Here is a 14680-nt window from a genome sequence, read left to right as displayed (position 1 = left end):
TCACCGTGGCAGCTCCCGGTGATGCCGTTGCGGAGCCAGCCGAACCAGGCTCACGTCCCCGAACGGCCCCGAGAGATCCACACCGAGGTGGCGGTGCCACAGCAGATGGATCGCATGAGCCCGGCCAATCGCCGGGATACGGCAGCTTTCCACCAACTCGCCAAACGGCAAAGGACCTTGTGCTGCCGCATCCCGTAACTGGCTCTGAATTCGCAGCACATCAGGCAGCGGACGCCTTTCTGCGGAGAGCGCGTCCACGTTCGTCCACACATGTCGGCGCCACCCCGCCACGACGCCGTACTGCCAGCCCGCCGACAGTGCGGCCTCCGCCGTCGCGGCGAACTTCAGTGCGTCCTCCGGTTTGATCCGGTTGGCCGGACGTACGTCGATCAGGAAGAGCCCGGACTCTGTTACCAGCAGGAAGTCCGGGGTGTGCCGGATCGCCTTGCCTTCGGAGAGGAACCGGAGCCGGAACGGCTGGCACAGGGCCTCCACCAGGCCAGCGGCGAAGTCAGCGACCAGCAGCAGCCGTTCCTCTTCATGGCTCTCGAAACCGTGGTGCCGGTCCGTCGCCATCAGGTACTCGAGCCCAGGGCGGTGAAACTGGTCCGTGCGCCAGGTGAAGCGGCGCACGGGAACACTCCGCCTGAGGTCTACCTTGTCCAGGTCACGCACCGGGCCGGTCACCGGGGTGCGGCCGAACTTCCATGTCGCGGTCCAGCGCGAGGGCCACTTCTCGTCGAGGTCCAGGGCGCGGGCATACTCTGTGAACCCCGTGTCCAGAACTGCAAGGTCTTCGAGGAGGCACGCGTCCGACCACACGGCACTGAGGGGCACCGACGGCCCGGACTGCCAACCTCCCCCAGAAACAGTCGATTTCATCCCTAAGCGGCCTCTGTCTCATGATCCGTATGTCGCCAGCGCGGTCACGGTAGAGCGCGCAACGCACCCAGAGTCGGTCACCTTTTCTGCATTCATACGTTTGAGTGAATGTGAGGCTGGTTCTCTCGTGCAGGGCACGAGCGGATGATCTCTTGTGTTGTGCCGCACCGACGCGGCACGACAACACACCACCCTGGGCGGGCGTCCTTCTCAGGATCCGAGAGGGCGGACAAGAGACAGAGCAGGATGGAAGGCGCCACACGAAACCCACTCCCGCGCAGCCTGTCACCGCTGGACGGTGAATCCCTGCCGGGCTACGTTCTGCGCCTGGCACACCGCCTCGGGCGATCACCCGCAAGGACCGGCCATCTCACGGGCCTGGCCCCCTACCGAAAAGGCCGAGTCACACACTTCCCCGTCCACCAACTCGTGGCGATGCGCCCCCACACGTCGGCGCAATTCGCCGCCGCCACTCGACTTGCTCCCGACGAAGTCGCAGCGCTTGGGCTACGTCATCTCACGCCCGCGTACACCCCGCTGGCTCGGGCAGGCGTTCAGGACGACGGCCGTGTGCTGCACAACTCCTGGGCCTTCATGGCAGCGAGCCGGTTCTGCCCGACATGCCTCATCGGCGATCACAGTCCGGTCCAGCGTGCCCACGGAGGCGCATGGCTCCAGCGCTGGCATCTTCCGGTGATTTTTGTGTGCGCGCGGCACCGGCGCATGCTCGAAACCGACTGCCCTCAGTGCCACCGCCCCACCAATGTCTCCGTGCACGGGCGAGCGAGTCTGGTGCTCCACCCCGCCAGCGACGTGCTGCACCCGGCTCAGTGCCGCAATCACGACATCGAGGCGATGCAGCCCGCACCGATCCCCCGCATCCTCTGCGGTGCGGACCTCACCGACCGCCACACCTCACCTGCCGTGCTGACGCCCGATCAGCTGGTCCCTTACCTCGCACTTCAGCAGCGCATCGAGCACCAACTGAATCCCGCCCACACCGGCTCCGGCTACTTCGCAGACCTGATCACGGTCGCACAACTCATCAAGCTGTCCTGGCCGACATCACAGGAACTCGCACCGTTGCCCTCCTTGATGAGTAGCGCCCTCGACGCCCACGTAGAAGGAATTCGACGGGAGTTGGCGAACACGGAACCTGGCAGAGCACGGAACCGAGAGATGGCCGGCCCGCCGTCCCAAGCCTTACCTTGCGCGGCACTCCTCCTGCAAGCCGACCAGCTGCGCTCCGTCGACGGCCCCGCCGAACTGCACGACGCCATGCAGACGCTGGCAGACAGAGCCTTCCATCTGGATCGCAACCGATTCCGCAGCCTGTTCAAGAATGCGTCACTGTCGGAACCCTTTGCCCGCGCCCTGGCGCCGCAACGCGGAGGCTTCCTCGCATCGCCACGGTCCCCAAGGGCTATCGGCAGACTCCGAGTGCCCTCGCGTGAGAGCGAGTTCAGCGCATCGCACGTACCCCAACTTATTCCGCTCGCCTGGTATCACCGGCACTTTCAAGGGTTTACAGCGCAACTCACCGTCCCCTCGCGCGACAACATCGACTTCGTACGCCGGGCAGCCTCACTCAAACTCGTGGAGATGGTGTTCGGCGGCACGGTAGCCAACTGCGCCCAGTTCCTGGGCATGCCCGCAGGCGTCGCGCAATCCTCCCTGCGGCAGCTTCGACGCCGCTGCCCCGACGCAGCGTGGGCGCGGTTCCAGGAGGCGGTGGAGGAGATCGCGCATGAAATGGAACAGGCACCCACCCGCACGGACTTTGCCCGCCGACGCCACAGACTGGCCCGCTGGGAGATCCCGAGCGACCACTGGCTGGAGCTCACCCACGACCTGCGCCGTCAGCTTAAGGAGCCGCGCCACCGAAAGGTGGGATCAGTGATCGTGTGGACCCGAGCTACCGAAGGCGACCACCTCTTCAGCCCGCTGATACGAGCTGATGGAACCGGCGCACGACTGCCGGATGCGACTGCGACAGTCAGCCAGTTGGACGACTACTCGGCCGCACGACGGGGCGGCCGGTCCGTCCTACGAGACCGACTCGAACGATACGCAGGCCAGATCGCTGACCGATGTGATCTGGAGGCCCCTTTCTCGCATGTTGATACAGCGGCTTGCCTGCGCGCACAGCACTGAAGAAGCCTGAGTTGCCCATGAAGACCGGTCGTCGGACGCCAGTGGACCTTGGTGGTCAGTCCGTCGCAGGCCCGCCCGATGGCATGGTCGTGCGGATCGCTGGGCGGGGCTCGTTTTACGGGCCCATGCCGCGTGTTGATGCGCGCGAACGATGGTGGAGTCGACCGAGACCGCTCAGTTCAGGTCCTCATCGGCGTCGGCTTGGGCCATCAGCGTGGTGAAGATCGGCTCCCCGGTGCCATCCACGGCCCACATCCGCAGCCGGTTGTAGACCCCGCGCCAGTTGCCGGATTTCTCCGGCAGGTGCACCCACTGCGATCCGGTCTGGAACTTCCACGCGAGCGCGTGGATCACCTCACGGTGATCCCACCACCGCCACCCCGCCTGGGTGTCCGGTCCGGCAACAACGGCTCTATCCGCGCCCACTGCGCATCAACTACTGACCTATCCAGATTGGCTTGGGGGGTCTGAAGCGAGGGTCAGTCCGGTTTCGGTGAGGCAGCCGTCGATGAGCTCGGGATGGCGCTGGATGTGGGCGAGTCCTCGGCGGAGGGTGCGGGTGAGGTGGTCGGGATCGGTGAACGCGGTGTTGGCCATCGGCCCGCGCCGCAGCAGAGACCAGATGCCTTCCACGGGACTCAGGTCCGGGCTGTAGGAGGGAAGTTGGACGGTGGTGAGCCATTCGTGGTCGGCCGCGTACTTCCTCATTCCGGCGGCACGATGGGTGTTCAAGTTGTCCCAGACGACAACGATCGGGGCGCCGAGTTGCAGGTGCGCGCGGACTAGGAGGTCACGGTAGTCCTGCCAGGCGAAACTCTTGCGTGCGCCTTTGAGGAGCAGGTGGAAGCGGGGCCGGTAGATCATCCGGGACCTTTCCCCGGGCCGGTAGCAGCACAGTGCGGCGATCGAGATCCGTCGCCGGGACCGTCCCCGCACTCTCACCACGGGAGTCTGCCCGCGTCGGCCCCACGTGCGGGCTCGTGGCGGCGTCATCGCGAACCCGGCCTCGTCCTCGAAGACGATCCAGGCATCGAGCGCCGCCGCGGTGCTTCCACCTGCGGCCACTCGTCCTTCTTCAGAGCTCGACCGCGTGTTCGTCGCGTTCCAGTGAGCGACGGGCGGGGCTCTGCCAGGACCAGCCGTGGCGGTGCAGGAGCCGCCAAACTCCCGCGATCGAGCAACTGACCTTGAACTGGCGGCCGATCAGCGTTCTGACGCGTTCCAGGGTCCGCCGCTGATCTTCCCAGCCATGCGCGGCCGGCCCTTTGGCCAGCTCCTTTTCCAGCAGGGCGAACCGTTCGTCCGGGTTGCGTCCAGGGAAGTGGTGTACGGGTTCGACCTGATCCGGGGGTTTGCTCCGGCATCGGGATGGCGCCCGCATAGATGAACGGCCACCGGCTGATCTTCGAAGTGTCGAAGCCTCGAAGGAGATCAGCACGATGACCGCACCAGACAGTCTGCCCCTGCACGCCCTCGCCGAGGACAACCTCGCTGCGGCGAGTCCCGACCTGCTGCGGGCGATGGTCAAGACGTTCGCCGACGCACTCATGTCCGCAGAGGCCGACGCTCTCTGCAACGCCGAATACGGGCAGGTCAGCGACGAACGCGTCAACCACCGCAACGGCTACCGCCCGCGAGAGTGGGACACCCGCGCGGGCACCGTCGAACTGGCCGTCCCCAAGCTGCGCCAGGGCAGTTACTTCCCGCACTGGCTCCTGGAACGCCGCCGCCGGGCCGAGCAGGCCCTGATCTCGGTGGTCGCCACTGCCTATTTGCTGGGCGTCTCCACCCGCCGGGTCGAGAAACTCGCCGAGTCCCTCGGTGTCACCCAGCTGTCGAAGTCCCAGGTCAGCGCGATGGCGAAACACCTGGACGAGCAGGTCGCCGCGTTCCGCAACCGGCCCCTGGACCAAGGGCCTTACGCGTTCGTCTGGGTCGACGCACTGACCCAGAAGGTCCGCGAGGGCGGCCGGATCATCAACGTCCACGCGCTGATCGCGGTCGGCGTGAACGCCGACGGGCACCGCGAGATCCTCGGTATCGACGTCGCCACCTGCGAGGACGCGCCGGCTGGCTCGCCTTCCTGCGCTCCCTGACCGCCCGCGGCCTGTCCGGGGTCCAGCTGGTCGTCTCCGACGCGCACACCGGCCTGGTGAACGCGATCGGTGCGGTCCTGCCCGGTTCATCGTGGCAGCGCTGTCGAACCCACTACGCCCGAAATCTGCTGAGCCAGGTTCCGAAATCGGCCCAGCCGTGGGTGGCCACGCTGCTGCGGACCGTCTTCGAACAGCCCGACGCCGACGCCGTGAAGGCCCAGATGCGGCACGTCCTGGACGCACTGGAAGCCAAGTTCCCCAAGGCCGCAGCCCACTTGGACACCGCCCAGCACGACGTCCTGGCGTTCACCGCGTTCCCGCGCGAGATCTGGCGGCAGATCTGGTCCAACAACCCGCAAGAACGCCTGAACAAGGAGATCCGCCGCCGCACCGACGTGGTCGGCATCTTCCCCGACCGCACCGCCCTGATCCGGCTGGTCGGCGCGGTGCTGGCCGAACAGAACGACGAATGGACCGAAGCCCGCCGCTACATGGGCATTGAACTCCTCGCCAAAGCCCGCCTCCACCCGATCGAGTCAGAAACCGACGAGACCGCCCTGCCCACCGAACTCACCGCATAGCCTCAAAACGAGATCACCGAGTGGCCGTCAATACACCACTCCAGCGGACGTGACCTTCGTCCGACAGCTTCGGCAGCTTCGCGGGTCCCTTCGACCTCAGCCCCCCATACCGCCCTCACGCCAGGCCCGGCGTCATTGCTCCACCGAACGCTCGCTCACCCGCAGGTCCTTGGCGATGTCCGAAGTCCTGTCGCCTCGTGCGAACCTCTGCCCGGCCTCCAGCCGGATCCCTTCACGCACGGCCCACCGCCCAGCAGTCAGGCCCCCACCATCCGCGTACCGCATAACACCGGCATACCGCAGGGATCACCCAACGTCACCACCCGAAGGCAACCCGAAAAGGTCAGTAACGGCACACCCAGACCAACGATCAGATGATCCGAGCGAGACAGCTTGGCGCCGGTACAGTTGATGCCCCTCGCCTCAGCATGCAAGCTGATGGCTCACTCACTCTGTTGGAGCACACGGATTTGGCCGACTACGACTTCCGGACCCTCTCGCCCAACGACTTCGAGATACTGATTCGTGATCTTCTCGAAGCCGAGTATGGCTGGCGCTTGGAAGCGTTCGGGCGTGGCCGCGACGGAGGTATTGACTTACGGGCGAGCACGGCAGAGGGGAAGGTCGTCGTCCAGTGCAAGCACTACCTCGGCTCGTCGTTTTCGGATCTCCGCTCGTCAGCACGTCGGGAAGCTCCAAAGATGGACAAAGAGAAGCCCGACCGTTATCTCTTCGTCACGTCCCAAAACCTAAACAGGACCCAGAAGGACACCCTCGCAGGTGAGCTCAAGCCGTGGCTTCCTGACACTGCCGACCTACTGGCCCAAGTCGACATTAATGGCCTAATCGCGCGACATCCGATAGTGGAGCAACAACATTTCAAGCTTTGGCTCGCCTCGACAACCATTCTGGAGCGCATTGTTCAGAGCGGTATCTGGGAGCGCAGCGAGGCGCTGCTCGAGGACATCAGGGATCGAGTCAAACTGTACGTTCTCACCAGCAGTTTCAAAGCAGCACACGAACTACTCGAGGAGAAGCATGTCGCCGTTCTAACGGGTTCGCCCGGAGTCGGCAAGAGCATGCTCGCCGAAATGCTCGCTCTAAGGTATTGGCGCGAGGGATGGCAGATCGTATCGGTGGGAACCGACGTTGATGACGCGTGGGATGCATACAAGTCTGGCCGCAAACAGGTGTTTCTGTATGACGATTTTCTCGGGCAGACGGACCTCAGCGAAAGGCGCGCGAAGGACAGTTGGGTAATTCGCCTAATGGACCGTGTAGCGCGGAACCCGGACAAGCGGCTTGTCATGACAACGAGATCGCAGATCCTTCAACAAACTCGACTAATCAGCGAGCCAATCGCTCATGCCGACTTTCGAGTTGTCGAGTGCGTAATAACGATCGCCGACTACGGGGCGATCCAGCGAGCGCGTATGCTATACAACCACCTCTATTTTTCTACCCTCCCGCGAGAAGTTGTAAGGGAGTACGTAGAAAATTCGTCCTACTGGACAGTCGTTAACCACAATAACTTCTCCCCACGGATCCTCGAATTGGTCATCAAGCGGTCTCACTCGTCGGCGGATGAGCTCGCGCGCACTCTTAACCACACGCTTGACCATCCGCTGGATCTTTGGAGAATAGTCTTCAACAATGGATTGTCGGATCTTGGCCAACGAATAACGCTTACACTTGCCTCATTCTCTATATATGGCGCCAGCTCTGGCGAGCTCAAGGCTCTGGTTCAAAAAGAGGCGAAACCAACGGAGTACACAAGCGCACTTCGAGTACTGGAAGGCACCTTCATCCGTGTGGAGAAAAAGGATGACGGCGTCACGATGATCGCCTACGCAAATCCAAGCGTACGCGACTTCACTCTCGCTTTCCTTGACGAAGAGCCGGACTACCTGATTGCCATCATCGGGGACGCGATACATCTCGCTCAAGTGAGCAAGCTCCTGGTATACGCGGTATCGGAGCTTGACGGGAAGCTCCGATTCCAGCACTGCGCCGATACCGTGACTCGCCAACAAATCTCTATTGTCAGAAAGATGATGGAGTTGATTGTTAAAGAAAAAGAAGCCAGCAAGTCCGATTCGCGCGGGCCGCTGAGGGTTTATCAGCGAACGATTAAACCCATCCTCGACTCGCTACAGCCGGCGCATCGACTGATGGGGAAATCATTCAATGAGATCCTTGTGGTGGCAACCGAACTTCTTAAGGGATCAGCCTCTAGGTATATGGATCCCGACGACTGGAAGCTCTTCAATACGGCATTGATGATGCGTTACGCGGAGGATCCGGATCATGTTCGAGGCGAGCTGAGATGGGCCTTTGAGAGCTGGGGTGAATTGCTATACACCATAGATAACGTGACCACATTTGAAGAGTTCTTTGAATCATACGGTCCAGTTCTAAAGCAGCACTTCGATCCTAGCGAAAAATTTTACGAGAGCGTCTGGTCTGGACTGCGGCAGGAACTGGAGAATCTGTCCGGCAATGAACAAGATCGTGATGCTGATCATCAATGGGTCGACGATGTGGAAACGGCGGCGACCAGAGTCGGCGTCATCGACGACATGAGATCGGACATCGAGTCTGCCAGAGAGTCGATTGAACAACGTAACGCAGACGGCGAGTATTCCCACAATCGGCCTACCTCTGGGGTGGGCTACGGATTCCCAGGAGCTTCCGCATCGGCTTCGGAACGTATTGCGATCGAGGGCATGTTTCGCGAGCTTTCATAGCACCCAGAATCAGCTAACCGTGTCCCCTGGCTGCACCCAGGGGACATGACCCCCGGAGCCTGTATAAGAGGAGCAGTCGGGTAGGGTGCATCGCTAGTTTCCCTAGTTCTAGGGTCGATCCCACCCTTTTTCTGAGGCGTAATTCTGGGGGTACTTGAAATGGCCTTTGCCTCCAGGAAATCGCCGCCACAGTTAGAAAGTCGATGATGCTTTCGTCTGATTGCTCCGCCTCGCTGCCGGGCTCCTCCCGATTGGCGAGCCGCAGCACGTGGTGTGGCAGTCAACTGCCACGCCAGGCGAGCGTGCGCGGTTAAATCGGGTGTGAGAGCTACAGCATATCGACGCGTAAAAGGCCGGATCCGAGCTGAACGGCATACCTGCTTCGCGGCCCTCGTTGCGTTGCTCGTCGAAGTCGGCATGCGAGTAGGCCCATTTCTGGGGGGCTTGCCGCACCGGCAGATGGGCCGACGGGTGACCCTTGGCCTTTCACACGTACTTGCCACTCGATAAGACAAGACCTCAATCATCTACCTCGCCGGCATCCTCAATCTGGTCAGTACGATGATCCAAGCGAAACGCCCTAGTCGGATTGGATGCCCAAGTGTGGCGGCACCCCTTGTGACCTGCGCTGTACTAAAGTGCCAACTATCTCTCTGATTCCGGGCCTCCGGTTGCTGAACCTAGTTGGCATCAGTGCAGGTCACGAACGTTTCCTGGGGTCAACTATCGATCCTGGTCACACCCGACGGCCGCGGCGCGGTGTGATGGATCGGACCCGTGCCCCGGGACAGGGGCAGGCCCGAACCTCCGCCGCTGTGGGCGATGATCTCCGCGGTGATGGACACCGCCGTCTCCTCGGGTGTGCGCGCACCGAGGTCCAGGCCGATCGGGGAGCGCAGCCGGGCCAGTTGTTCCTCGCTCACGCCTTCCTCCCGCAGCAGGCGAAGGCGTTGGTCGTGGGTACGTCTGGACCCCATGGCGCCGACGTAGCCGACAGGCAGACTCAGCGCCAGACGCAGCAGGGGAACATCGAACTTCGCGTCGTGGGTCAGGACACACACGGCGGTGCGAGCGTCCACCCGGGTGCGTTCCAGGTAGCGGTGGGGCCAGTCGGTCACGACCTCGTCCGCGTCCGGAAAGCGCGCCGCGGTGGCGAAGACGGGCCGGGCGTCGCACACCGTGACCCGGTAGCCCAGGAAGGCCCCGGCCCGGCTGAGAGCGGCGGCGAAGTCCACGGCGCCGAAGACCAGCATGCGCGGGCGGGACGCGTGGACGTGCACGAGGACGGACATCGGCGCCGGACAGTCCCGCCCGGTCCCGCCGAGCGCGCTACGGGCGGTGCGCCCCGCCCGTAGCAGGGCTCGGGCCTGGTCCACGACCACAGTGTCCAGCGTGCCGTCGTCCAGCGTCCCGGAGACGACCCGGCCGCCCCCGAGCACACCGAGCGTCGCCCCGAGGAGGCCGGCCGGCCCGTCCACGACCTGGGCCACGGCCACGGGCAGGCCCCGCACGACCTCGTCCAGGGCCGCGGCGAGGTGCGGCCGCGCCGCGGGATCGACAGCCTGGACCAGGACATCGAGTTCGCCGCCGCACGTCAGGCCCACCGCGAAGGCGTCGTCGTCGGAATACCCGAACCAGGCACGGTGCGGGGCGCCCCCCTCGCGCAGCACGTCCCGGCACAGATCGTGGACCGCGCCCTCGACACAGCCGCCGGAGATACCGCCGACCGCGTTGCCGTCCGCGTCCACCGCCATGGCCGTACCGATGGGCAGGGGCGCGCTGCCGCGGACGTCGACGACGGTGGCCAGGGCGAAGGGGCGTGCCTCGCGGCACCAACGGAGCAGTGTCTGCGCGATGTTCAGCAAGGGGCCTGCCTCACGGCGTGGTCGGAGCGGACCGGTGGGTCCGTCGGAGGTAGGGGAGGGTAGGGGAGCAGGTCTCTCACCAGGGGGGCGTGACCGGTGGTTTCGGCGGTGAGGAGGGATCGTCCTTGCCCCATGCCTTGGTGACGCCGTCGAAGGCGTCGCTCAGGAAACGCACCAGGCTGCGGAACCACTTCACTTCTCGACCCCCGGTTCTCGGGAGTCCCGCTCGGCCACCGTGAGCACGACGCGGTCCGCGTCCAGGGGCAGGTGGTACGGCTGCACTCCCAGGGCGTCACGGAGAGCCGAGCCGATGGCCGCGGCCGGGAGGATCACCGGCGGCTCGCCCAGGCCCTTGGCCCCGAACGGTCCGGTGGGCGCGTGGTTGGTCTCGATGAAGACGGTCTCGATGTTCGGCGGCACATCGGCGATGGTCGGAAGCCGGTAGTCGTGGAAGTTGCCGTTGACGACGACTCCCGCGTCGTTCGTCCTGAGGTTCTCCGTCAGCGCGTAGCCGATGCCCTGCACGACCCCTCCCTCGACCTGTCCGCGTGCGCCGACGGGGTTGACGACCCTGCCGACGTCATGGACGGCGACGAAGTTGAGGACGTCGACACGTCCGGTCTCCTCGTCCACGGCGATCTCCACGCCGTGGCAGTGGAAGGTCGGCTCACCCAGTCCGAGGAAACGGGCGCCCCACAGGTCGGAGCCTTCGACGGGGGCGACCTCTGCTCGGTATCGACCGGTCGCGACCACCGGGCCGGAACGCAGGTGGGCGGACGCGGACACCTCGGCGATGGTCATGCCGGTCCCCGGTGCGCCCTCCACCTCGACGCGCCCCTCGCGGAGCACCAGGTCGGCCGGGTCGATCCCGAGCAGCCGTGACGCCTCGTCCCTGATCTGCTCCGCGACGGCGCGGGCGGCCAGGACCGTGGCGTTGCCGGTGGCGAACATGGTGCGGCTGCCACGGGAACCCGAGTCGTAGGGGGCTTCCCGGGTGCCGCCGGACTTCAGGACGACGCGGTCGGGCCGTAGCCCGAGTTCCTCGGCGACCATGCTCGGCAAGGCGGTCGAGATGGCGCCGGTCCCGATCTCGGTTCCGCCCGAGGAGAGCGTCGCGGTGCCGTCCTCGTGCAGTTCGACCATCGCGGCCGACGGCGTGCCGAGGGTGGACCACCACGCGCAGGCGAGCCCGTAGCCCCGTCGTCGGCGGTCGTCCGAGGCGATGTCGGCCTGCCGCCACCGCTGGAGGCGGCTCTCGACGACCCGCATGCACTCGTCGGTCGTCCCGCGGAGGGTGATGCGCTCACCCGTAGGGCCGCGGTCGCCCTCGCCGATGAAGTTGCGTCGTCGGACCTCCGCGGGGTCCAGGCCGAGCCGTTCGGCGATGTCCTCGATCTGGGCCTCGGCGGCGTACACCATCTGCGGACCCGACGGACCGCGGAACGAGCCGGTGGGGCAGGTGTGGGTGTAGACCGCACGCCCCCGGATGTCGAGGGCGTCGATGCGGTACGGGCCGGTCGCGTAGAAGGCCGCCATCGAGGTCAGGATCGGGGTGTCCATCGCGTACGCGCCGGCGTCGAGCACGACCTCGCACCTACGGGCGAGGATGCGGCCCGACGCGTCGACCGCGCTGGACATCCGCACGATCGAGTTCTCGCGCGGATTGCCGGTCGCCATGTCCTCCGCGCGGGAGCAGACGATCTGCACGGGGCGGCCGGTGGCCAGCGTCATCGCGGCCGCCTGGGGGGCGAACAGCAGATGCAGCTTGCCGCCGAAACCGCCGCCGACGGCGGGCACCCGCACCTCGATCGTGCCGGTGGGCAGGTCGAACAGCTCGGCCAGCTGGGCACGCACGCCGAACGGCTGCTGGGTGCTCATGATCAGCGAGAACCCGCCGGGTGCTGGTACGGCGGTCACGGCCCGTGGTTCCAGATAGGCCTGGTGCGCCCGGTGCGACTCGATCTCGGTGTGCACCACGGCATGTGCCGTGTCGAAGACGGCGTCGACGTCACCTCGCGCGATACAGACGTCCTCGACGACGTTCGTGTCCCTGTCGTGCACCAGCGCCTCGGTGCTCGTCAGTGCCTCGCGGAGGTCGACGACGGGCGGGGTCGCCTCGATGTCGACCTCGACCATGCCCGCCGCCCGGCGGGCGACGGCCAGGGAGGTGGCCGCGACCATCGCGACGGGTTCACCGACGAACCTGACCCGGTCACGGGCGAAGATCGGCTGGTCCTTGACGTAGTTCCCGTACCGTCGGTCGGTCACGTCCTCGGCCGTCAGCACCTTGACGACACCGTCGAGCGCCAGAGCCCGGTCGACGGCGATGCCGCGGAGCCGGCCGGCCGCGACGGGCGACTGCACGAGGACGCCGTAGAGCATCCCCGGCAGGCGGATGTCCTCGGTGTAGGCGGTGAGGCCGGTGAGGCGCTCGACCGCGTCGCGGCGGACGAGCCGGGTGCCGACGTGCTCGTACCGGCCGGACTCCTCCGCGCTCATCGCGGTGCCCCGCTCGCCCGCCGGACGGCGTCCAGGATCGGCAGGTAGCCGGTGCAGCGGCACAGATTGCCGGCGAGGGCTTCCTTGATGTCCTCGTCGGTGGCCGCTCCTGGTTCGGTTCTGGCGAGCAGCGCACAGACCGACATGACGATGCCAGGACTGCAGAAGCCGCACTGGACGGCGTCGGCCTTCACGAACTCCTCGACGACGACCGCGCCGATCCCGCTCGCGGTGACGCCTTCGACCGTCTCCACCGAGCGTCCCGCGCACTCCAGCACGTACACGAGGCAGCTGTTGACCGCTTCGCCGTCGACGGCGACGGTGCACGCGCCGCAGTCGCCGGTGCCGCATCCGAGCTTCGCGCCGGTCAGGCCGCACTCGTACCGCAGGGCGTCCAGGAGCAGCATGTCGGGCGAGACGGCGACGTCGTGGTCCGAGCCGTTGACCCGCAGGGTCATACGTGTGGTCATACGTGTGGTCATACGTGTGGTCATCGTGGGTGTCCTTCTCGCGCACGCTCGAACGCGATGCCGATCGCGCGCTCGGCGAGCACTGGTAGCACGGTGCGCCGGTGGGCACGTGAGCCTCGGCCGTCGTCGATGGGGGTGGCGGTGTCGAGCACCAGCCGGGCGGCGGCCTCGACGGAGGGCGCGTCCAGCTCGGTCCCGACGAGCGCGTCGGCGGCGTCGGGGGCCAGGACGGGGGTGGCCGCGGCGGCGCCGAGCGCCACGCGGGCGGCGACACAGCGTCCGTGCTCGATCTCCACATGGGCGGCCACGCCGACGACGGCCAGGTCCATCGCGAGCCGGTAGGTGAAGCGCAGATACGAGGAGGCACCGCGGGACGCGGGAACGATGATCCGGGTGAGCAGCTCGCCGGGTTCGCGGACCGTCCGGCCCGGCCCGGTGAAGAAGTCGTGTGCCGACACCAGCCGTGTCCCGGTGGTGGAGGCGAGCTCCAGCCGGGCGTCCGCGGCCAGCAGCCCGGGGAGGGTGTCGCCCGCCGGTGAGGCGCGGCAGATGTTGCCTCCGATCGTTCCGCGGGCGCGGGTCTGCCAGCCGCCGACGAGCGCCGCCCCGTCGGTGATCGCGTGGGGCGGTACGACGGTCGTCCCGGCCAGCTCCCGCAAGGGGGTCGCGGCGCCGATGACGAGCGTGCCGTCCGCGTCGAGACTGATGCCTCGCAGGCCGGGGACGCCCTTGATGTCGACGATGTCGTGTGCGCGGTCGACCGCCCCGTCGGCACGCATCATGACGAGGTCGGTGCCACCGGCGAGCACCGACGCCGGGCGGCGGTCCAGCAGGGTCAGGATCTCGGAAAGGCTGTCGGGCCGCCGGTAGGTGCCGACGTCGGGCTCGGACATCTGTGGTCAGTCCCCGGCGGGCGTACGGACCGAGGCGGCCAGCGCGACGACCGCTCCCACGTAGCCGTGGTGGCGCAGCCCCATCACGGTCGCGTCGCAGGACCGGGTGAACGTGGACAGGTGCCCGGTCGCGAAGATGTTGGCGAAGTGCACCTCGACGAACGGCCTGCCGGTCTGCTCCAGGGCGATGCGCGTGGGATCGCCGAACGCCCACAGACCGCCGGGGTTGATGAGGTAGCCGTCCATGTCCGGGTTGGCCTCGACGAAGTCGACGAGGTCGCCCTCGTGGTTGGAGTGGAAGGCGGTCACATCGGCGCCGACGGCGTCGCCGACCTCGGTGACCAGGTCCTCAAGGGCCTGGAGGGAGGCGATGCTGCCGTAGATGTTCCGGTCGCGCCGACCGAGATTGGTCATGTTCAGGCCGTTGAGCAGCGCGAGACGGAGACGCCTGCCGTCCTCGGTGGCCGCGGTCTCTGTGTGGGTCATGGGAAGC

Annotated in this window: 10 protein-coding genes and 2 pseudogenes; 3 read left to right on the top strand and 9 right to left on the bottom strand. The window is 66.0% G+C overall.

The window, feature by feature from the left end:
- Positions 1–822, bottom strand: coding sequence for a TnsA-like heteromeric transposase endonuclease subunit (locus J8M51_RS07330; protein WP_256964330.1), 822 nt, complete (start codon positions 820–822; stop codon positions 1–3).
- Positions 823–1026: 204 nt separating this feature from the next.
- On the opposite strand from J8M51_RS07330, the gene J8M51_RS07325 reads away from it, so the two are divergent.
- Complete coding sequence (locus J8M51_RS07325) at positions 1027–3036, top strand: TniQ family protein (protein WP_086755011.1); 2010 nt, start codon at positions 1027–1029, stop codon at positions 3034–3036.
- A gap of 174 nt (positions 3037–3210) precedes the next feature.
- On the opposite strand, the gene J8M51_RS07320 is transcribed toward J8M51_RS07325, so the two are convergent.
- Together J8M51_RS07320 and J8M51_RS46450 are read right to left on the bottom strand one after the other, a co-directional pair.
- On the bottom strand, positions 3211–3462 hold the full coding sequence (locus J8M51_RS07320) for a transposase (protein WP_086755010.1): 252 nt from the start codon (positions 3460–3462) through the stop codon (positions 3211–3213).
- 18 nt (positions 3463–3480) lie between these two features.
- Positions 3481–4522 (bottom strand): IS630 family transposase gene (locus tag J8M51_RS46450; protein ID WP_434976798.1). Its coding sequence is split into 2 segments (ribosomal slippage): positions 3481–4113 and positions 4115–4522, totalling 1041 coding nucleotides; the frame shifts between segments, so codons are not numbered across the junction.
- Here J8M51_RS46450 and J8M51_RS07305 point away from each other — a divergent pair.
- Positions 4476–5713 (top strand): annotated as a pseudogene (locus J8M51_RS07305) (IS256 family transposase). The gene J8M51_RS46450 and the pseudogene J8M51_RS07305 overlap by 47 nt on opposite strands.
- A gap of 58 nt (positions 5714–5771) precedes the next feature.
- Here J8M51_RS07305 and J8M51_RS46445 read toward each other — a convergent pair.
- A pseudogene (locus J8M51_RS46445) lies at positions 5772–5998 on the bottom strand (helix-turn-helix domain-containing protein); the annotation flags it as partial.
- Between the two features lie 89 nt (positions 5999–6087).
- Between J8M51_RS46445 and J8M51_RS07300 the strand changes: the two are divergent.
- Positions 6088–8460: an nSTAND3 domain-containing NTPase gene (locus J8M51_RS07300; RefSeq protein ID WP_267299045.1), complete on the top strand. Its 2373-nt coding sequence runs from the start codon at positions 6088–6090 to the stop codon at positions 8458–8460.
- 719 nt (positions 8461–9179) lie between these two features.
- On the opposite strand, the gene J8M51_RS07295 is transcribed toward J8M51_RS07300, so the two are convergent.
- From J8M51_RS07295 to J8M51_RS07275, 5 genes are all read right to left on the bottom strand, one after another.
- Positions 9180–10325: an XdhC family protein gene (locus tag J8M51_RS07295; RefSeq protein WP_086755008.1), complete on the bottom strand. Its 1146-nt coding sequence runs from the start codon at positions 10323–10325 to the stop codon at positions 9180–9182.
- A 192-nt stretch (positions 10326–10517) separates the two neighbouring features.
- Positions 10518–12824: a xanthine dehydrogenase family protein molybdopterin-binding subunit gene (locus tag J8M51_RS07290; protein WP_086755007.1), complete on the bottom strand. Its 2307-nt coding sequence runs from the start codon at positions 12822–12824 to the stop codon at positions 10518–10520.
- Positions 12821–13294: a (2Fe-2S)-binding protein gene (locus tag J8M51_RS07285; protein WP_086755006.1), complete on the bottom strand. Its 474-nt coding sequence runs from the start codon at positions 13292–13294 to the stop codon at positions 12821–12823. The genes J8M51_RS07290 and J8M51_RS07285 overlap by 4 nt, the downstream gene beginning before the upstream one ends.
- A 20-nt stretch (positions 13295–13314) precedes the next feature.
- Positions 13315–14187 carry an FAD binding domain-containing protein gene (locus J8M51_RS07280; RefSeq protein ID WP_086755005.1) on the bottom strand — a complete coding sequence of 291 codons (873 nt, stop codon included), beginning with the start codon at positions 14185–14187 and terminating at the stop codon, positions 13315–13317.
- A gap of 6 nt (positions 14188–14193) precedes the next feature.
- The gene (locus tag J8M51_RS07275) at positions 14194–14673 is read right to left on the bottom strand and encodes a type II 3-dehydroquinate dehydratase (RefSeq protein WP_086755004.1); all 480 of its coding nucleotides are present in this window, start codon (positions 14671–14673) and stop codon (positions 14194–14196) included.
- Positions 14674–14680: the final 7 nt, after the last annotated feature.

Origin of the sequence: Streptomyces griseiscabiei (genome assembly GCF_020010925.1) — a bacterium.
GTDB lineage: Bacteria > Actinomycetota > Actinomycetes > Streptomycetales > Streptomycetaceae > Streptomyces > Streptomyces griseiscabiei.
This window is presented reverse-complemented; position numbering and strand designations above follow the sequence as displayed.